The following is a 15434-nucleotide window of genomic DNA, read 5'->3' on the forward strand; positions in this document are numbered from 1 at the left end:
CGCGCCCCCCGGCCCGCCCCCCCCCCCCCCGCCCCCTCCCCACCCCCCCCCCCCTCCTGGGCGCCCCGCCGGCCCCCCCCGCCCCCGCCCCCCCCACCCCTGTGGGCCACCGACAGCACCTTGACCAGGGGGAGCACATGCCGGACGCACATCGTTGGGGGAACCGGACGATCGGATCTCTCGCCGTACTGACGGCAGCCGTGGGGGTCTGGCTGATCACCACCGACGACGTACCTCAGCCGCCGCCCCGGCCCTCACAAGCCGAAGGCCTTCTCGGCACCCAGCGCCGCCTCGTCGGCGAACTGGGAGAGGAGCGCCGGCGCGACCGTGGCCCCACGGCCGGTTCCCGGCCCGTGGCCGTGGCCCCGGCTGCGCCCGCACGCGTGCGCATCCCCTCGCTCCGCGTCGACGCCCCGCTCACCGGGCTGGGCCTCGAAAGCGACGGCAGCCTCCAGGCGCCCCCGCCGGAGGACAAGAACCTCGCGGGCTGGTACGCAGACGGCACATCACCCGGTGCCGACGGCACGGCCGTCATCGCCGGCCACGCCGACAACAAGCAGGGGCCGGCGGTCTTTTACCAGCTCGGAGCCCTCAAGAAGGGCGAGCGAATAGAAGTGCTCCGCCGGGACGGAACAGTGGCGGCCTTCACCGTCGACGCCGTCGACGCCGTCGAGGTCCACGACCGCGGAAACTTCCCCGACCAGCAGGTCTACGGAGCCACGGGCCGCCCCGAACTGCGCCTCATCACCTGCGGCGGCACGTACACGAAGAAGACCGGATACCCGGCCAACGTCGTCGTCTACGCACACCTTGCGTCCCCGGACGGGTGATGTGGGGGTTACGCGAGGCGAGCAGGACGGTGACCGAGGGGACCGCCTGCCCCACGACGCGCACGGCGCCCACGGTCCGCTTCCGTTCCGTCAGGAGGAGATCTTCGGACCCGTCGTGACCGTCCGGTCCTTCGCGGACGATACCGAGGCCCTGCACCTCACTCTCCCTGTCCGGCCTCCTGGACCACACCCAGGTCAAGCACGTCATGCTGGGAGCGGGGGCGCCGGCTCAGCGGTGGCCGGGTCGTCCACGGCCACGAGCGTCAGCGGTACGTTGCCGCGTACCGCCTGCGCGTACGGGCAGACGGCGTCCGCCCGGTGCAGCAGCGGCTGGAGGTCCGCGGCCCGCCATCCGGGCAGGCTGACGGTGAGGCTCACCGCGAGGCCGTAGCCCGCGGGCGTGTCCGTGGTACCGAGCTGTACCTCGCAGGCCACGCGCGCGGCGGAGGCGTCCGCCCCGAACTCGGCGGCGACCTCCGCGAGCGCGGAGGTGAAGCAGGCGGCGAAACCGGCCGCGAAGAGCTGCTCCGGGTTGGTGGTGCCCGGGACCTTCTTGCGCGGCGGGGCGAGGCGGACGTCGAGGCGCCCGTCGTCGGTGCGGACGGATCCGGTACGGCCCCCGGCGGCGTGCGCGGTCGTCCGGTAAAGGCTGCGGGTGAGTGGCACGGTCATGGCGTTCGGCCCATCCTGCTCGACGAGGACGCTGCCCGGGCACGGACAGCGGAAGGCACCGCTCGTGCGGAACCTCGCGCGTCGTCGTGCGTAACCGGGTACGGCGCATCTCGTCCGGGGCCTGGGGTCGGCCGCCGGACAATCTAGCAACGCGTGCGCCCGCCCGGGGCGCCGCCCGCCGGTGACCCTCCTCACCCGCGGCGACCTCTCCCCACTGTCGCCCCGGACTTCCAGGGGCTGCTCGCCGCTCCTTCGAAGGGCGCGGACGTGCGCGACGTGGGGCGGGGGAGCGGTCAGGAGACGGGGTCGAGGAGGGAATCGAAGGCGGCCGGCAGCCTCCGCCACGCTTCGGGCCCCGAGCCGTACTCGGCCTCCGTGAGCAGGCAGGACTCCAGGAGGCGGCCCAGCCCGTCGCGGTCGAGCCCGGGGGAGGTGAAGACGAGGTGCTGGCAGCAGTCGCCGTGCTCGGGATGCCAGTCGAGGGAGGCGGCTGCCCTGCGCATCGGCGGCACCATCTCCCAGGCGGCGTCCGGCAGGGAGGCGAGCCAGGGTCCGGCGCTCTCCACGCACAGGGCGCCGCCCGCGGCGTCCCAGGAGAGCAGCGTGTCGGGCCGGTCGGCGAGCCAGAAGCGGCCACGGCTGCGGGCAGCCGCGCAGCAGAGGTCTTCCAGGGCCTCGTAGAGCCGTCCGGGGTGGAACGGCCGGTGGCTGTGCCAGACGAAGGTGCCGACTCCCGCCTCCTCCGCTTCCTGCGGGAGCAGGGCACACGCCGGGTGCTGGGCGGCGGCCGCCGCTTCCACGTCGAAGCCGGCGAAGGCCAGCCGGGCCAGCTCGGCGGACCGGGCCGGCACCCGGCGGGCGGTCGGATGGAGCTGAGCCAGGAGGGCGCGGTCCTCGTCGGCGGCGTCCTCGCTGTCGACGAGGGCCAGTACGGGGGCGTACTCCAGCTGTCGTGCCCAGGTGTCCCCGACCGTCCGCCGGTCCGAGGCGGCCGCCGCGAGGCCGACGTCCGCCAGGTCGTCGCCGTTGACGAGGTAGGGCAGGACCAGCGCGGGGTCCACCGCGGTGATCACGCCCGTGAGGTCGAGTGCGCCGCCGCCGTGTTCGACGACGACCTCGGCCATCGCCCTGGGCTCGACGGAGTCCCACAGTTCGACGACGGCGAGCCGGGTCAGTCCGCTGCCGGCCAGCCGCTCCAGCTCCGGGACCAGGTCCTCGCGGAGCGCGCAGCAGGCGCAGTCGTTGAACAGGGGCGCCTCGCCGCGGGACAGCTCGCCCGAGGCGTCGCGCACCAGGCGCAGCACCGTGCCCGAGGGCGCCGTGGCCAGGTCGTGATGGAGTGCGACGCTGCCGGGGACGGAGCGGAGCAGCCGTTCGACGACCTCCTTGCGGGCGTCGGCATGGAGGCCGCCCACGATGACGACGGGCAGGCTCACTTGGCGCTCCCGTAGCGGCGCTGGAAGCGCTCGACGCGGCCCGCGGTGTCCAGGACGCGGGCGGTGCCGGTGTAGAAGGGGTGGCTCTGCGAGGAGATCTCGACGTCGATGACGGGGTAGGTGTGGCCGTCCTCCCACTCGACCGTCTTCTCGCTGGTGGCGGTCGAGCGGGTGAGGAAGGCGAAGTCGGCGGCCTTGTCGCGGAAGACGACGGGGCCGTAGGCGGGGTGGATTCCGGGCTTCACGGCGATGTCCTTCAGACAGTGGTGGCGGGGGTACTGGCGGGATCGGGCGTGGGGTCAGCGCTCTTCGCGGAAGTCGGCGTGCCGGCGCAGCACCGGGTCGAACTTGCGCAGCACCATCCGGTCGGGATCGTTCCGCCGGTTCTTGCGGGTGACGTAGGTGTAGCCGGTCCCCGCGGTGGAGCGGAGCTTGACGATCGGGCGTACTTCGTTGCGGGCCATGGCGCTAGTATATGGGAACGATTCCCATTTTCAATACAGTCCTTCGTGATCGAGAGGAAGGCAACCCCGTGTCCGCACACTGCCAACTGACCGGCTCCCGGCCGGGCTTCGGCAACGCCATCTCCCACTCGCACCGACGCACCTCCCGCCGCTTCGACCCCAACATCCAGAGCAAGCGCTACTGGCTGCCCGGCGAGGGGCGCCATGTCCGCCTCAAGCTGAGCGCGAAGGCGGTCAGGACCGTCGACGCGATCGGTGTCGAGGCGGCGGTGGCCCGGATCCGCGCCCGGGGGGTGAAGGTCTGATGGCCAAGAAGAGCAAGATCGCGCGGAACGAGCAGCGCAAGGCGGTCGTCGAGCGGTACGCCGCCCGGCGGGCCGAGCTGAAGAAGATCGTCCGGCGGCCCTCCTCGACGGAACCCGACCGGGAAGCGGCCGCGGCCGAGCTGCGCACACAACCGCGCAACGCCAGCGCGACCAGGGTGCGCAACAGGGACGGAGTCGACGGGCGGCCCCGCGGGTACCTCCGGAAGTTCGGGCTGTCCCGCGTGCGGCTGAGGGAGCAGGCCCACGCGGGCCTCCTCCCGGGAGTCACCAAGTCGTCCTGGTAGGACCTGCGCGTGGGCGGCCGGGAAGAGGCCCACGAGGTACGAGCCCGGGCCCCGTACGCCGGAAGCGGCGTACGGGGCCCGGGGGCTTTGGTGTCAGTTCTGTCCGGTCCGGGCGTTCAGGGGGCCGGTCCAGTGGGTGCCTTCGTAGTCGAAGACGTGGGGCACCGCCTCTATGTCGAGGGAGCCGACGGCTGCCCTGGGGATGTCGAAGACGTATGTGACCGTCGCGGACCGGCCGCGGCTGATGCTGCCCTCGAAGTCCGAGCCGATGCCGTTGGCGGAATCGAAGACCCGCTCGGCCCGCTCGCCGGCCGGGCCGTACTTGGCGTAGACGGCGACGAGCGACGTCTTGAAGGCCTTCGGCGTCCCGTTCTTGAGAGTGACCTTCCAGGCCACCGCCTGGTATCCCGCACGGTGGCCCGCGGAGGTGTCGCCCGGGGTGAACGCCGAAGGCGGGGCGACGGTCACCGCGAGGCCGTCGTCGTAGACGTGGGTCCGGCCCCAGGAGAGGCTCGAGGAGTCGTCCGGCGGCGCGAGTGCCGCGGCGGGAGCTGTGACGGCCAGCGCGAGGGCGCCCGCCAGGCCGAGTGCGATGGCCAGGCGCCGGCCGGGCAGGCGCGGTACCGGATGGTGTTCGGTGCTCATGTCCGTACTCCGGAGGTGTCTCACATCGGGGTGAGGACCGTGTCGATGATGTTCACGGTGGCGTTCGCGGTCTGGATGTCGCCGCAGACGATCTTTGCCTTGCCGTTGACGGTGAACGCCTCACCGGATCCCGCCGTGGTCAGTGCGCCACCCTCAAGGGTCTTGAAGGAGCCGGCGCCGAGCTGGTTCGGCGTGATCTTCTCGCCCACCACGTGGTAGGTGAGGATCTTGGTCAGCTGGACCTTGTCGGCGAGGATCTTGTCCAGGTCGGCCTTCGGGATCTTCGCGAAGGCGTCGTTGGTCGGGGCGAAGACGGTGATGCCCTTCGCGTTGTTCAGGGTGTCGACCAGACCGGCCTTCTTCACGGCCGTGACCAGCGTCGACAGGGCCGGGTTGTTGGACGCGGCGGTGGCCACGGGGTCCTTGGCCATGCCGGCGAGGCTGCCGGAGCCCTCCTTCGGCACCGATGCACAGGCCGGCCCGAAGGGATCGGACTGCTGCGAGCCGGCAAACGCCGGGGCTGCCACGCCCAGGGCTATCGGGAGTGCGAACGCTGCTGCCGCGAGTACGGCGCAATGACGGACGTGGTGGGTGGTCATGTGTTCCTCCTCGTGGAGGCGGGCTCACCGCTCTGCCCCGACCCGGGGCCCGCTCGTTCCCCTCACCCCTTCATTCGTCGCCGAACGCCGATCCGATTGGTGGAGAATGGTGCGAATTCTGAAGTCGTGCAGGCATGGGGGCTTCACCACGGCGGCGCGCCGGGGAGGTCGCGGGCCGGGCGGGGGTTCCCGGTCCACGACCTCCCCGACGCGAGCACGGAGTCCGCGAGGACCGCGCGGGTGGCTTCGGCGGTGATGCGGTGCCAGCGGCGGGCGTCGCGGATCATCGAATGGCCGCCACGGGGCATGGCGATGCCCAGGACCCGGGCTCCGGCGGCCTGGGCGTGGGTGAGGTGGGACCAGGTGTCGGCCGCACTGGTGACACGGTCGGCCTCGTCGTGCAGGGCGATGACGGTGCGGCCGTGCAGCTGGGCGGCGGGCTCGCCGGGCGGGCACCAGGGTGCCAGGGCGACGACTCCCTTGACCTGCGGATCCGCCGCCGCGCGCAGTGCCGCGCGGCCTCCCATGGAGTGCCCGATGAGGACGACGGGAACGGGACCCGTGAGTGCACGCAGTTCGTCCAGTGCCCGCCGTACGTCGGCGACCGGATGCGCGTTCGGTCCGTTCCAGCCGCGGTACCGGTAGCGGACGTGGGCGACGAGGACATCGTCGTGGAACGTGTCGCGCAGCAGCGCCGCGCCGAAGGGCCGCATCCGCAGTCCGGGCAGGTTGAGGCGTGGCGGTGGCCCGAGGGCGTCCGCGCGACCCCCGTGCAGGAGGAGGACCGCCGCCGCGGCTTCCTGCGGCAGGCGGTGACGGAAAACCGGGATCAGGGCCGCCGTGGTGGCCGGCGGGGTGTGGCCCAGGAGGTTCACCGGCCGTCCCCCGCGGACCCGGTTCCGGGGGTGGCGGGCATGCCCGAGTTCCCCTCGCGGGTGGGCCGGACGGCGAGGAACTGGTCGACGCCCATGCGGCGTTCGGAGAAGGCGAGGGATGCCCCGGCCAGGTACAGGCGCCACACCCGGCCGGTGGTCTCCCCGACGAGGTCCTCGATGTCGCCCCACCGTCCTTCGATGGTGGCGCGCCAGGCGTCGATGGTGGTCGCGTAGTGCTCGCGGAGGGATTCGACGTGCCGGACCTCCAGCCCGGCCGACTCCAGCAGGTCCGCGGTCCGGCCCAGGGGACGCATGTGCATGTCCGGGGCGATGTACGTCTCGATGAAGGGACCGCCGCCCGGCGCATGTGCCCCGCGGGACATCTGCTGGATGAGGAGCCGGCCTTCGGGGCGCAGCGCCCCGTGCAGCATCGAGGCGAACAGCGGGTACTCGGCGTCGCCGACGTGCTCGCCCATCTCCACGGCGGCGGCCGCGTCGTAGCCCCCGCCGTCGAGGTGTCGCCAGTGCCGGAGCTGGACGTCGACCAGGTCGGCCACGCCTTCGGCGGCGGCTCTCGCGGTGACGAACTCCCGCTGGGCGGCGGACAGGGTGACGGCCGTGACCCTCACCTTGTGCTCCCGGGCGGCGTGGACGGTGAGCGAGCCCCAGCCGCAGCCGACGTCCAGGAGCCGGTCGCCTGCGCGGAGCCCGAGCTTGCCGCAGATCAGCTCCAGCTTGTCGGCCTGGGCCTCGGCCAGACCGTACGAGGCGTCGGCGGGGCGCGTCCAGTAGGCGCAGGAGTACGCCATCGTCCGGTCGAGCAGCACGGCGTAGAACTCGTTGGACAGGTCGTAGTGGTGGCTGATGGCGGCACGGTCCCGGGAGGTGCTGTGCAGGCGGCCGCCGAGACGGGCGCGGCCGTCGGGTCGGCGCGGAGGCGGGCCCACGGCGCCCAGCCCTGCGGCGAGCGCGGTGGCCGCAGCCAGTGCGGCCGGCCGCGGCCTGCGGATCCCTTGCTCGCGGACGGATCGGCCGGCCCGGCCGAGCGCCTCGGCGAGATCGCCCTCGACGTCGAGGTCTCCGGTGATGTACGCCTCGGCGAGGCCGAGTTCGCCTGGCTGCCACACCAGGCGGCGCAGGGCGTCGGGGGATCGCAGGACGACCCGTGGTGCGTCGGCCGGCCCGGCCTCGCTGCCGTCCCAGGCACGCAGCCGTACCGGGAGGGGACCGGCGAGGAAATGGCCGAGGAGGTCGGCGAGCCGGTCGGCGGCGGGCCTCATCGGGTGGTCCCTTCCATGAGGAGGATCTGACGGAGCCCGGGGGCCCGTACGGCGGCGAGCTCGGACCTCGACGACGGGACGTGGGCGGCGGCCGGGCCTGCCGCGCCACGGCCGGACACCGCTGCCTTCCGTTGTTCCAGCACGATCGCTCCCGCCACTCGACACGCCGCCGGGCACGGCGGTTCCACCCGTACTTCGCGGCGGACGGTGGCGCGGATTGGCTGCGTGTCGAGTCGAACGGAGCGTGCCTCTCAGCCTCGCAGGTCGGCGAGGACCTCCCGGGCGGCGCGTGTGCCGGAGGCGAGGGCGCCCTGGAGCGAGCCGGTCGCCCGGTGGTCGCCGCACACGTACCGGTGGGGTGCGAAGCGGGTGGTGCGGGAGAGCGGCAGTGGCGCGGGCATGGCCGGGAGGGCGTCGTGGACGGTCGTACGGTGGATCGGTTCCCAGGTCTCGGTGTCCGTGGCGTACACCTCGGACAGGGCCGCACGGATGGCCAGTTCGTCCGCGGGTGCGGGCGTGCCGAGAACCGATGTCGCCACCAGAGCCCTTCCGTCCCGGGCGTAGCCGGCATGAACCTCGGTGAGGACGCACGTATTCAGGAAGCGCCGCTCGGTGTCGACGACCAGCGTGGGCTCCGTCAGCGGCGAGCGCTCCGCGGCGTGATAGAGGGTCGTGACCGTCCTGCCGCGGGGTACGGGCAGCCCGGGGAGCAGCCGGGCGGCGACAGCGTGTCCCGTGGCGACGACGACCGCGCGCGCGGGCAGCTCGGCCGAGCCGGCCAACGACACGCCTTCCGGAGTCAGCGCGGTGACAGGGGTGTTGGTGTGCAGTACGCCGTCGGGGAGGTGCGAGGCCAGCTGGGCCGGTACGGCGCCGATGCCGTCGGCCGGCAGGCACACCGTGCCGCGCAGGAGCGTCCGCCAGACGAGGTGGAAGAACCTGGCCGAGGTCTCGAGCTGGTCTTCGAGGAAGACACCGGACAGGAAGGGCCTGAAGAACGTCTCCACGAAGCGGGGCGAGAACCCGGCAGCGGACAGTGCGCTGAGCGTGGTGGCGTCGGAACGGGAACGCAGGCGCGCCGGAGGTGTCAGTACGTCGCGTGCGGACAGCACCGAGAGGGCCGCGAGGTCCCGGGCAGAGGCGAGTCGGCCCGAAAGGAGGTCACCGCTGTCCCGGAGACGGCGGGTGGGGTCGGTGAACCGCAGCCGCCCTTCGGGGGTGTGCACCAGGACGCCGGGAGTGAACGGCCGCAGCCGTAGGGAAGGCAGGTCGAGGCGACGCTTGACCTGGGGATAGGCGGTGTTGAAGACCTGGAACCCACGGTCGAGCGTGAATCCCCGGATCCTGTCGGTGCGCATCCGTCCACCCACGGCATCCGAAGCTTCGAGCAGGCGGACCCGTAGACCCGCGGCGACGAGGTCGGTCGCACACGCCAGCCCGGCGGCGCCCGCCCCGACGACGACCACGTCCGGGCCCGGACCGTCTGTCATCCACATCGCGGACGTCCTCTCCTTCGGGCATGGTGCGGGACTCGGCACGCTACGCGAGCCGTACCGCCGAACCGGCAAAGGCGCGCTCGACCGGGTCTCGGGCGTGACCGCGAGGGTCTGCACAGCAGCGGGCCGACATGGACGATGAGCTGGTCACCGACTTCTCCGAGCAGGGCTGGGCCCTGGTGGAGGCGTTCCGGCCGGGCGGGCTGACCCTGGTGGCCCGCCACCAGCCGTCGCTGACCTGGGACCCCGGGGAGACCCAGGCACGGTCGCGGTCCGGATGTCCTCCCATCCGGTGGCGCCGCGGGGAGCCCTGCGCGGAGGAGGCCCTTCGAGGAAGGACCAATCCGCCGGACGGATGACAGCGAATGGAGGGTGTGAGCACCTTTCGCACGTCCCTCTTCCGCGGCGCACTGGGCGCCGTGTCCGGCCTCCTGGCCGGGTACACGGCCCTGGCGGTGGCCGAGCTCGTGGCCTCCGTGGTGCGGCCGCAGGCCGGACCGGTGACGGTGGTCGGCGGCGCTGCCATCGACAGGACGCCCGCCGGGGTGAAGGACTTCGCGATCCGCACCTTCGGCGAGAACGACAAGCTCGTCCTCCAGCTCGGCATCCTCGCCGCCCTCGGCTTCCTCGGAGTCCTCCTCGGGATCATCTCCCTGCGCCACCGGCGCACCGGAGCGGCCGGGGTCCTCCTGTTCGGGCTCATCGGCGCGGCAGCCGCGCTGAGCCGCCCCGACACGGGCGGAATCGCGGACGCCCTGCCTTCGATGGCGGGCGCTGCCGCGGGCGCCGCGATCCTCTACCTCCTCGCCGGAAAGCTCTCGGCCACACCTACCCAGGCAGCCGCCACCGACGGCGGCTGGTCGCGGCGCGGCTTCCTCGTCGCCGCGTCCGTGACGGCCGTCGGCGCGACGGCCGCGGGCGCCCTGGGACGCACCCTGACCGGCCGGCGCGCCCAGGGCGCCGTCGCCTCCCGGTCCGCCGTCAAGCTGCCCGCCCCCTCCTCCCCGGCGCAGCCGCTCCCGAGGGGAGTCCAGCTGAAGGCGGAGGGCATCAGCTCCTTCACCACCCCCAACAGCGAGTTCTACCGCGTGGACACCGCTCTGGTCGTCCCCAGGATCGACAGCGACACGTGGCGGCTCCGGGTCCACGGAAAGGGCGTCACCCGTCCACGCACCTACACCTTCCGGGACCTGCTGGACCGTCCGCTCATCGAGCGGGACATCACCTTGACCTGCGTGTCCAACGAGGTCGGCGGCCCGTACATTGGACACGCACGCTGGCTCGGCGTACGCCTGGACGACCTGCTGCGCGAGTGCGGAGTCAAACCGCCGTCCAAGGGCGGCAAGGCCGATCAGCTGATCGCCCGCTCGGTGGACGGCATGACCCTGGGCTCGCCCGTCGAGGACGTCATGGACGGACGCGACGCGATCCTGGCCGTGGCCATGAACGGAGAACCCCTGCCGTTCGAGCACGGCTTCCCCGTCCGCATGCTCGTCCCCGGTCTCTACGGCTACGTGTCCGCCTGCAAGTGGATCGAGGACATCGAGCTCACGACCTTCGACTCCTACGACGCGTACTGGGTCAAGCGCAAGTGGGCCCGCAAGGGTCCCATCAAGACGCAGGCGCGCATCGACACCCCCAAGCCCTTCGCCCGGCCCACCGCCGCGACCGTCACGATCGCCGGCGTCGCCTGGGCCCAGCACCGCGGCATCCGGCGCGTCGAAGTCCGCATCGACGACGGACCGTGGCAGGACGCGGACCTCGCCGCCCAGGCCACCGTCGATACCTGGCGCCAGTGGTCCTACCCCTGGAAGACCACACCCGGCGGCCACACCCTCACCGTCCGCGCCACCGACGGAACCGGCCAGGTCCAGACCGAGGAACGCACCCGGACCATCCCCGACGGCGCCAGCGGTTGGCACAGCGTCTTCGTCACCGCAGGTTGACCGCCTCCCGCCTTCTGCCTCCCTGCTCAACCCCTTTGAAAACCAAGAGGAGTTCCCACATGTCCAGCACGCTCCGTTTCCGTCGTACCGCTCTCGCCGTGGCCGCTGCGGCCGTTCTGCCCTTCGCGCTGTCCGCCTGTTCCGACTCCGGCAGTGATTCCGCGTCCGGATCCTCCGCGGACAAGAGCAGCGAAGCCCCTGCCGCCTCGCAGCCCGCGACGCCGGAGGCTTCGATGGCCTCGGACAAGCCGTTCGGCCCGGCCTGTGCCGGAGTTCCCGCCGATGGCGCCGGCTCCTTCGACGGGATGGCCAAGGACCCGGTCGCGACCGCCGCGTCCAACAACCCGGCCCTGTCCACCCTGGTGGCGGCCGTCAAGCAGGCCGGGCTCGTCGACACCCTCAACAACGCTCAGGGCATCACGGTGTTCGCGCCGACCAACGACGCCTTCGCCAAGATCCCGAAGGCCGACCTCGACAAGGTCCTCGCCGACAAGGCCACCCTCACCAAGATCCTCACGTACCACGTCGTCGGCCAGGAGCTGACCCCGAAGCAGCTGGAGTCGGGCTCCTTCGACACCCTGGAGAAGACCAAGCTCACCACCAGCGGCTCGGGCGAGACCTACAAGGTCAACGACACCTCGAACGTCGTCTGCGGCAACGTCAAGACCGCCAACGCCAACGTCTACATCGTCGACACGGTCCTGATGCCCAAGTAACACCCGCGTGGTGCCCGAGTAGTCACGGGTCGGACCCCTTGCCCAGGGGTCCGACCCGCGCTCACGCTCCGACCGCCGAGACGGTCCACGGAAGTCGCCACCGCCGGCGGGCCAATCCTGCGGTAGTCCCGCTACGAATCACCTACGTAGAGAGTTCTGCGAGGTGAACCCCATGACCGACGAAGAGTTCGAGACCCTCCTGGTGCAAGCCCGGGCGGAAGCACGCCAGATCACCTTCCCGGCCCCGCCGTCAGAAGACGAGGCGGAGTACGCCTTCCACCCGCAGCACGCGGAATTCGGCGGGTCCGCCCACTGACGCGGAGCCCCTCCCGGGACCCCTCAGCGGGGCCTGCCTGATTCCTTGCCCCCAGGAACGCGAACGAGAAAGACTTCGTCCGCGAAACACCACGCCCAGGCCTCGTCGGGATCCATCGACAGGACCACGGGGTGCCCCGTCCGCGCATGATGGGCGTACGCGTGGCGCCCTCGCGAACTGTCGCAGCATCCGACGTGCCCGCACGTCGCACACCACCGCAGCCGGGTCCACGTCCACCCGCGTGCGCGGCATGCCGCGCACACCGCCACAGGCATCGCCGGCTGTACGGGCAGCGCGGTGAGGTGGGAACACGCACGTTCTTCGAGACGCCCGCCGTCGGGTGACACCGCCCATGTTGCGGCGGGACGCGGAGAGTTCACAGGGAAGCTCACGATCCCGCGATCCGGGCCCGGCGTGACACCGTGGGTGTTCATGGTGCCTCCTGGACGCAGTGCGGTCATTCAGCCCTTCCATGTTTCCGCGCCGGTCCGCCCCGCGCCTTGCGCATCGGTCGTGCACCGTCTGGCGGACCCGACTCGTCCCGCTGCGCCAGTGGTTGTTGATGCCGCCTGTGCTCCGTTCCTTACGAAGAGTGTTTAGGTCCGGAGATTTCGGTTACACCAAGTAACTAGAGTTCATCATCGGACGGAAGGCAGGAAAGTGACCCTAACCACCGTGCTCATTCTTGGCGTGGCCCTCGTGCTCATGCTTCTCCTGACTCTGGCCCCGAATGTTCCCGCGCGCCGGAATCCGTTCCCGGGCCGGTCCAGGGGGAATCGCCGTCGCCCTTCCCGGCGGCGCGTGCCCGGGCAACGCGGAATCCGGAATCACGCCCGCTGAACGGTGTCCCAGTCGATGTGGTGGCCGTAGGTCTGCCGGCTCTGTTCGCCGTTGGCCAGCCGCGGCAGGACCAGAGGCATCAGCAGGTCGCGGATGATCCGTCCGGCCGGGCCCGCGGCCTTGTTGTTGTTGATCCGGGCGGCCTGTTTGACGATCCGTTCGACGCGCGGGCGGCGCAGGGCCTCGTAGGCGGCGAAGGCGCTCTCGATCGTGGGCCGGTCGCGCAGGGCCTTGGCCAGCTCGACTGCGTCCTCGATGGACAGCGAGGCGCCCTGGCCGGAGGTCGGTGAGGGGGCGTGGGCGGCGTCTCCGATGGCGATCATCCGGCCCCGGTGCCACGCGGGGAGGGTCAGCAAGGCGTGCATGGGGCCGGCCGGAGTGATCACCTGGGCGGCGCGGATCAACGCGGCGGCGGGGCCCGTGTCCTCGGCGAACAGTTCGGTGAGTTCGCGGCGCCACTGCTCGGAGACGATGCCCTCCAGCTCGCCTCGGGCGGGCTCGGCGGGACGGGGCAGGTTGGCGAACCACCAGACCTCGCCGTCGGGCGCGGGCACGTAGCCGAAGAAGGCGCGCTTGCCGAACATCATCTGGTAGCTGCCCGTCCGCGTGCTCACGGGCACTCCGCGGGTGTAGCCGCCGAGCCCGATGAGCCCGGAGTACGAGGGCGCGGGGGCCGCGGGGTCGATGATGCCCCGGACCGTGGAGTGGATTCCGTCGCAGCCGATGAGCAGGTCTCCGTACTCCTCGCTGCCGTCGGCGAAGACCGCGCGGACACCGTCCCCGGTGTCCTGCGCGTCGACCAGGCGCTTGCCGTGCTCGATACGGATCCCTCGGCGCACCGCCTCGCCGCGGATGGCGCGGTAGAGGTCGGCTCGCTTGAGGGTCCGGCTGGTGATGTCTCCGTCCGGGCGGCTCGTGCGGACCCGGCCGAGCGCCTTGCCGGTGGTGGAGACCATCTCGATCGCCGGAGTCGGGAAGCCGGCGGCGATGGCAGGGGCGTCGGCGTCGATGGTGCGCAGGGCGTCGATGCCGTTCGAGCCCAGGGTCAGGAAGACGCCGACGTGGTCGGCGCCGCCGGGGTGAGCCTCGTAGACGACCGAGTCGATACCGGCCTTCCGCAGTGCCATGGCGGCGGCGGGTCCGGCTATTCCGCTACCGATGATCAGTGCCTTCATGGTGAGTGTCCCTCTCGTGGCATGGGTGTGTGGGGGTGCGGGAACGGCCGCGGGCGGCCGTTCAGGCGGCGTCGTGTTGGGCGGCCCGCCCGGGCATCAGGAAGGTGGCGGCGAGTGCGGCGGCGAAGGCGGCGACGGGCAGCCACAGGGTGTGCTGGAGCGCGGGGTCGTAGGCGGCGGGGCCGGGGACGTGGTGGCCGGTGCGGCTGAAGAAGAAGGCGCCGAGTCCGGCGATGCCGATGGCGCTGCCGACCTGCTGGACGGTGTTGTAGAGGCCGGAGGCGGAGCCGGCGTCGGCCACGGGGACGTCGGCGAGGGTGAAGTCGAGGAGCGGGGCGACCACCAGGCCCATGCCGATGCCGCCGATGAGCAGGGCCGGGACGAGCCTCATGGTGGTCACCTCGCCGGAGCCGACCGTCCACATCAGGGTGAGCATGGCGAGGATGTCCAGGACCAGGCCGATCTGGAGGACCGGGCGGCCCAGCTTGGGTGCGAGCACCGCGGCGGAGACGCCGGCGAAGACGGGCACCATCAAGCCCCAGGGCAGGTTGGTCAGGCCCGAGCGCATGACGGAGAAGCCGAGTCCGGTCTGCAGGTAGACGGTGAAGACCAGGAAGTAGCCGACCACGCCGCCCATGAAGAGCAGGTTGACCAGCAGGCCGCCGGAGAAGGACTTGTAGCGGAACAGGCTGAGCTCGATCAGCGGAGAGCCGGTCGTGCGGGTACGGCGCCTCTGATGGGCGGCGAACGCGGCGAGGACGAGCAGGGAGCCGGCCATGGAGGCGAAGGTCCAGGCGGGCCACCCCAGGTCCTGGCCCTTGATCAGCGGGTAGATCAGCATGAGCAGGGCGAGGGAGGACAGGAGGACGCCGGAGACGTCGAGGCGGGTTCCGCGCGGGGCCCTGGACTCGGGCAGGTAGATGACGGCGAGCGCGAGGGCGGCGATGCCGACCGGCACGTTGACCAGGAAGATCGCGCGCCAGCCCAGGCCGGCGATGTCGCCGCTCGTGAGCAGCGCGCCGAGGACGGGGCCGCCGACGGTGGCCATGCCGGCGAGTGCGCCGAACATGCCGATCGCCTTGCCGCGGTCCGCGGGCGCGTACATGGTCTGGATGATCGCCAGGACCTGCGGGATCATCAGCGCCGCCATCACGCCCTGTACGACGCGGGCGGCGATCAGCTGCCAGGGCTCCTGGGAGATCCCGCACAGTGCGGAGGCGATCGTGAAGCCGGCGGCTCCGGTGAGGAAGAGGCGGCGCCTGCCGAAGATGTCGCCGAGACGGCTGCCGGTGATCAGGGCGAGGGCGAAGGCCAGGGTGTAGCCGGCGGCGATCCACTGGACGGCGGCGTAGGTGCCGCCGAGGTCCTGGTGGATGGAGGGCAGCGCGACGTTGATGATCGTGTTGTCGAGGAGGTCCATGAACATCGCCAGCAGGACGACGAACAGGGCTATCGAGCGGTGGCGGCCGGTGGCGGCCGGCACGAACCCGGTCTCGGCATCGGGCGGGGCGGCGGTGACCATGCGGATCTCCGG

Annotated in this window: 18 protein-coding genes, 1 pseudogene and 1 riboswitch; of the genes and pseudogenes, 7 read left to right on the top strand and 12 right to left on the bottom strand. The window is 71.9% G+C overall.

Features of this window, described 5'->3' with window-relative positions:
- Nucleotides 1-137: 137 nt before the first annotated feature.
- Complete coding sequence (locus ACFWNV_RS12190; protein ID WP_383944505.1) at nt 138-830, top strand: class F sortase; 693 nt, start codon at nt 138-140, stop codon at nt 828-830.
- A 204-nt stretch (nt 831-1034) separates the two neighbouring features.
- On the opposite strand, the gene ACFWNV_RS12195 is transcribed toward ACFWNV_RS12190, so the two are convergent.
- The 4 genes from ACFWNV_RS12195 to rpmG form a co-directional block, all read right to left on the bottom strand.
- Entirely contained in the window at nt 1035-1502 is a 468-nt protein-coding gene (locus ACFWNV_RS12195) for an Ohr family peroxiredoxin (RefSeq protein WP_383944508.1), read from the bottom strand.
- Between the two features lie 75 nt (nt 1503-1577).
- A riboswitch (guanidine-III (ykkC-III) riboswitch) is annotated at nt 1578-1640 on the bottom strand.
- A 155-nt stretch (nt 1641-1795) separates the two neighbouring features.
- On the bottom strand, nt 1796-2938 hold the full coding sequence (locus tag ACFWNV_RS12200) for a CobW family GTP-binding protein (protein ID WP_383944511.1): 1143 nt from the start codon (nt 2936-2938) through the stop codon (nt 1796-1798).
- Nucleotides 2935-3183 (bottom strand): type B 50S ribosomal protein L31, encoded by a 249-nt coding sequence (locus tag ACFWNV_RS12205; RefSeq protein WP_383944513.1) that lies wholly within the window; start codon nt 3181-3183, stop codon nt 2935-2937. Before ACFWNV_RS12205 ends, ACFWNV_RS12200 begins: the two co-directional genes overlap by 4 nt.
- Nucleotides 3184-3237: 54 nt before the next feature.
- Nucleotides 3238-3402, bottom strand: coding sequence for a 50S ribosomal protein L33 (gene rpmG, locus ACFWNV_RS12210; protein WP_383944517.1), 165 nt, complete (start codon nt 3400-3402; stop codon nt 3238-3240).
- A gap of 68 nt (nt 3403-3470) precedes the next feature.
- On the opposite strand from rpmG, the gene rpmB reads away from it, so the two are divergent.
- On the top strand, nt 3471-3707 hold the full coding sequence (gene rpmB, locus ACFWNV_RS12215) for a 50S ribosomal protein L28 (RefSeq protein ID WP_383944520.1): 237 nt from the start codon (nt 3471-3473) through the stop codon (nt 3705-3707).
- A complete protein-coding gene (rpsN, locus tag ACFWNV_RS12220; RefSeq protein ID WP_383944523.1) occupies nt 3707-4012 on the top strand; it encodes a 30S ribosomal protein S14 in 306 nt (101 codons plus the stop codon). Before rpmB ends, rpsN begins: the two co-directional genes overlap by 1 nt.
- A 93-nt stretch (nt 4013-4105) precedes the next feature.
- On the opposite strand, the gene ACFWNV_RS12225 is transcribed toward rpsN, so the two are convergent.
- The 5 genes from ACFWNV_RS12225 to ACFWNV_RS12245 form a co-directional block, all read right to left on the bottom strand.
- Nucleotides 4106-4657 carry a hypothetical protein gene (locus ACFWNV_RS12225; protein WP_383944526.1) on the bottom strand — a complete coding sequence of 184 codons (552 nt, stop codon included), beginning with the start codon at nt 4655-4657 and terminating at the stop codon, nt 4106-4108.
- A gap of 20 nt (nt 4658-4677) precedes the next feature.
- Entirely contained in the window at nt 4678-5256 is a 579-nt protein-coding gene (locus ACFWNV_RS12230) for a fasciclin domain-containing protein (protein WP_383944529.1), read from the bottom strand.
- A gap of 143 nt (nt 5257-5399) precedes the next feature.
- Complete coding sequence (locus ACFWNV_RS12235) at nt 5400-6131, bottom strand: alpha/beta fold hydrolase (protein ID WP_383944531.1); 732 nt, start codon at nt 6129-6131, stop codon at nt 5400-5402.
- Entirely contained in the window at nt 6128-7411 is a 1284-nt protein-coding gene (locus ACFWNV_RS12240) for a class I SAM-dependent methyltransferase (protein WP_383944534.1), read from the bottom strand. Before ACFWNV_RS12240 ends, ACFWNV_RS12235 begins: the two co-directional genes overlap by 4 nt.
- Before the next feature lie 251 nt (nt 7412-7662).
- Complete coding sequence (locus ACFWNV_RS12245; protein ID WP_383944536.1) at nt 7663-8907, bottom strand: NAD(P)/FAD-dependent oxidoreductase; 1245 nt, start codon at nt 8905-8907, stop codon at nt 7663-7665.
- Nucleotides 8908-9050: 143 nt separating this feature from the next.
- Here ACFWNV_RS12245 and ACFWNV_RS12250 point away from each other — a divergent pair.
- The 4 genes and pseudogenes from ACFWNV_RS12250 to ACFWNV_RS12265 form a co-directional block, all read left to right on the top strand.
- A pseudogene (locus ACFWNV_RS12250) lies at nt 9051-9205 on the top strand (Sua5/YciO/YrdC/YwlC family protein); the annotation flags it as partial.
- Between the two features lie 67 nt (nt 9206-9272).
- Nucleotides 9273-10853, top strand: coding sequence for a molybdopterin-dependent oxidoreductase (locus ACFWNV_RS12255; protein WP_383944538.1), 1581 nt, complete (start codon nt 9273-9275; stop codon nt 10851-10853).
- 59 nt (nt 10854-10912) lie between these two features.
- A complete protein-coding gene (locus tag ACFWNV_RS12260; RefSeq protein WP_383944649.1) occupies nt 10913-11569 on the top strand; it encodes a fasciclin domain-containing protein in 657 nt (218 codons plus the stop codon).
- A 172-nt stretch (nt 11570-11741) separates the two neighbouring features.
- Nucleotides 11742-11885 carry a hypothetical protein gene (locus ACFWNV_RS12265; RefSeq protein WP_383944541.1) on the top strand — a complete coding sequence of 48 codons (144 nt, stop codon included), beginning with the start codon at nt 11742-11744 and terminating at the stop codon, nt 11883-11885.
- 23 nt (nt 11886-11908) lie between these two features.
- Here ACFWNV_RS12265 and ACFWNV_RS12270 read toward each other — a convergent pair whose 3' ends face one another.
- From ACFWNV_RS12270 to ACFWNV_RS12280, 3 genes are all read right to left on the bottom strand, one after another.
- Nucleotides 11909-12346, bottom strand: coding sequence for a UBP-type zinc finger domain-containing protein (locus ACFWNV_RS12270; RefSeq protein ID WP_383944544.1), 438 nt, complete (start codon nt 12344-12346; stop codon nt 11909-11911).
- Between the two features lie 366 nt (nt 12347-12712).
- Complete coding sequence (locus tag ACFWNV_RS12275) at nt 12713-13900, bottom strand: FAD-dependent monooxygenase (protein ID WP_383944546.1); 1188 nt, start codon at nt 13898-13900, stop codon at nt 12713-12715.
- 61 nt (nt 13901-13961) lie between these two features.
- A complete protein-coding gene (locus ACFWNV_RS12280; protein ID WP_383944549.1) occupies nt 13962-15422 on the bottom strand; it encodes an MFS transporter in 1461 nt (486 codons plus the stop codon).
- Between the last annotated feature and the right edge of the window lie 12 nt (nt 15423-15434).

This window comes from Streptomyces sp. NPDC058401 (genome assembly GCF_042722885.1).
Taxonomy (GTDB): Bacteria; Actinomycetota; Actinomycetes; order Streptomycetales; family Streptomycetaceae; genus Streptomyces.

Coding starts and splice junctions, on each gene's coding strand:
- ACFWNV_RS12255 (WP_383944538.1), top strand. CDS start 9,273: ATGGAGGGTGTGAGCACCTTTCGCACGTCCCTCTTCCGCGGCGCACTG.
- ACFWNV_RS12275 (WP_383944546.1), bottom strand. CDS start 13,900: ATGAAGGCACTGATCATCGGTAGCGGAATAGCCGGACCCGCCGCCGCC.
- rpmG (WP_383944517.1), bottom strand. CDS start 3,402: ATGGCCCGCAACGAAGTACGCCCGATCGTCAAGCTCCGCTCCACCGCG.
- ACFWNV_RS12260 (WP_383944649.1), top strand. CDS start 10,913: ATGTCCAGCACGCTCCGTTTCCGTCGTACCGCTCTCGCCGTGGCCGCT.
- ACFWNV_RS12280 (WP_383944549.1), bottom strand. CDS start 15,422: ATGGTCACCGCCGCCCCGCCCGATGCCGAGACCGGGTTCGTGCCGGCC.
- ACFWNV_RS12240 (WP_383944534.1), bottom strand. CDS start 7,411: ATGAGGCCCGCCGCCGACCGGCTCGCCGACCTCCTCGGCCATTTCCTC.
- ACFWNV_RS12265 (WP_383944541.1), top strand. CDS start 11,742: ATGACCGACGAAGAGTTCGAGACCCTCCTGGTGCAAGCCCGGGCGGAA.
- ACFWNV_RS12195 (WP_383944508.1), bottom strand. CDS start 1,502: ATGACCGTGCCACTCACCCGCAGCCTTTACCGGACGACCGCGCACGCC.
- rpsN (WP_383944523.1), top strand. CDS start 3,707: ATGGCCAAGAAGAGCAAGATCGCGCGGAACGAGCAGCGCAAGGCGGTC.
- ACFWNV_RS12225 (WP_383944526.1), bottom strand. CDS start 4,657: ATGAGCACCGAACACCATCCGGTACCGCGCCTGCCCGGCCGGCGCCTG.
- ACFWNV_RS12190 (WP_383944505.1), top strand. CDS start 138: ATGCCGGACGCACATCGTTGGGGGAACCGGACGATCGGATCTCTCGCC.
- ACFWNV_RS12230 (WP_383944529.1), bottom strand. CDS start 5,256: ATGACCACCCACCACGTCCGTCATTGCGCCGTACTCGCGGCAGCAGCG.
- ACFWNV_RS12270 (WP_383944544.1), bottom strand. CDS start 12,346: ATGACCGCACTGCGTCCAGGAGGCACCATGAACACCCACGGTGTCACG.
- ACFWNV_RS12245 (WP_383944536.1), bottom strand. CDS start 8,907: ATGTGGATGACAGACGGTCCGGGCCCGGACGTGGTCGTCGTCGGGGCG.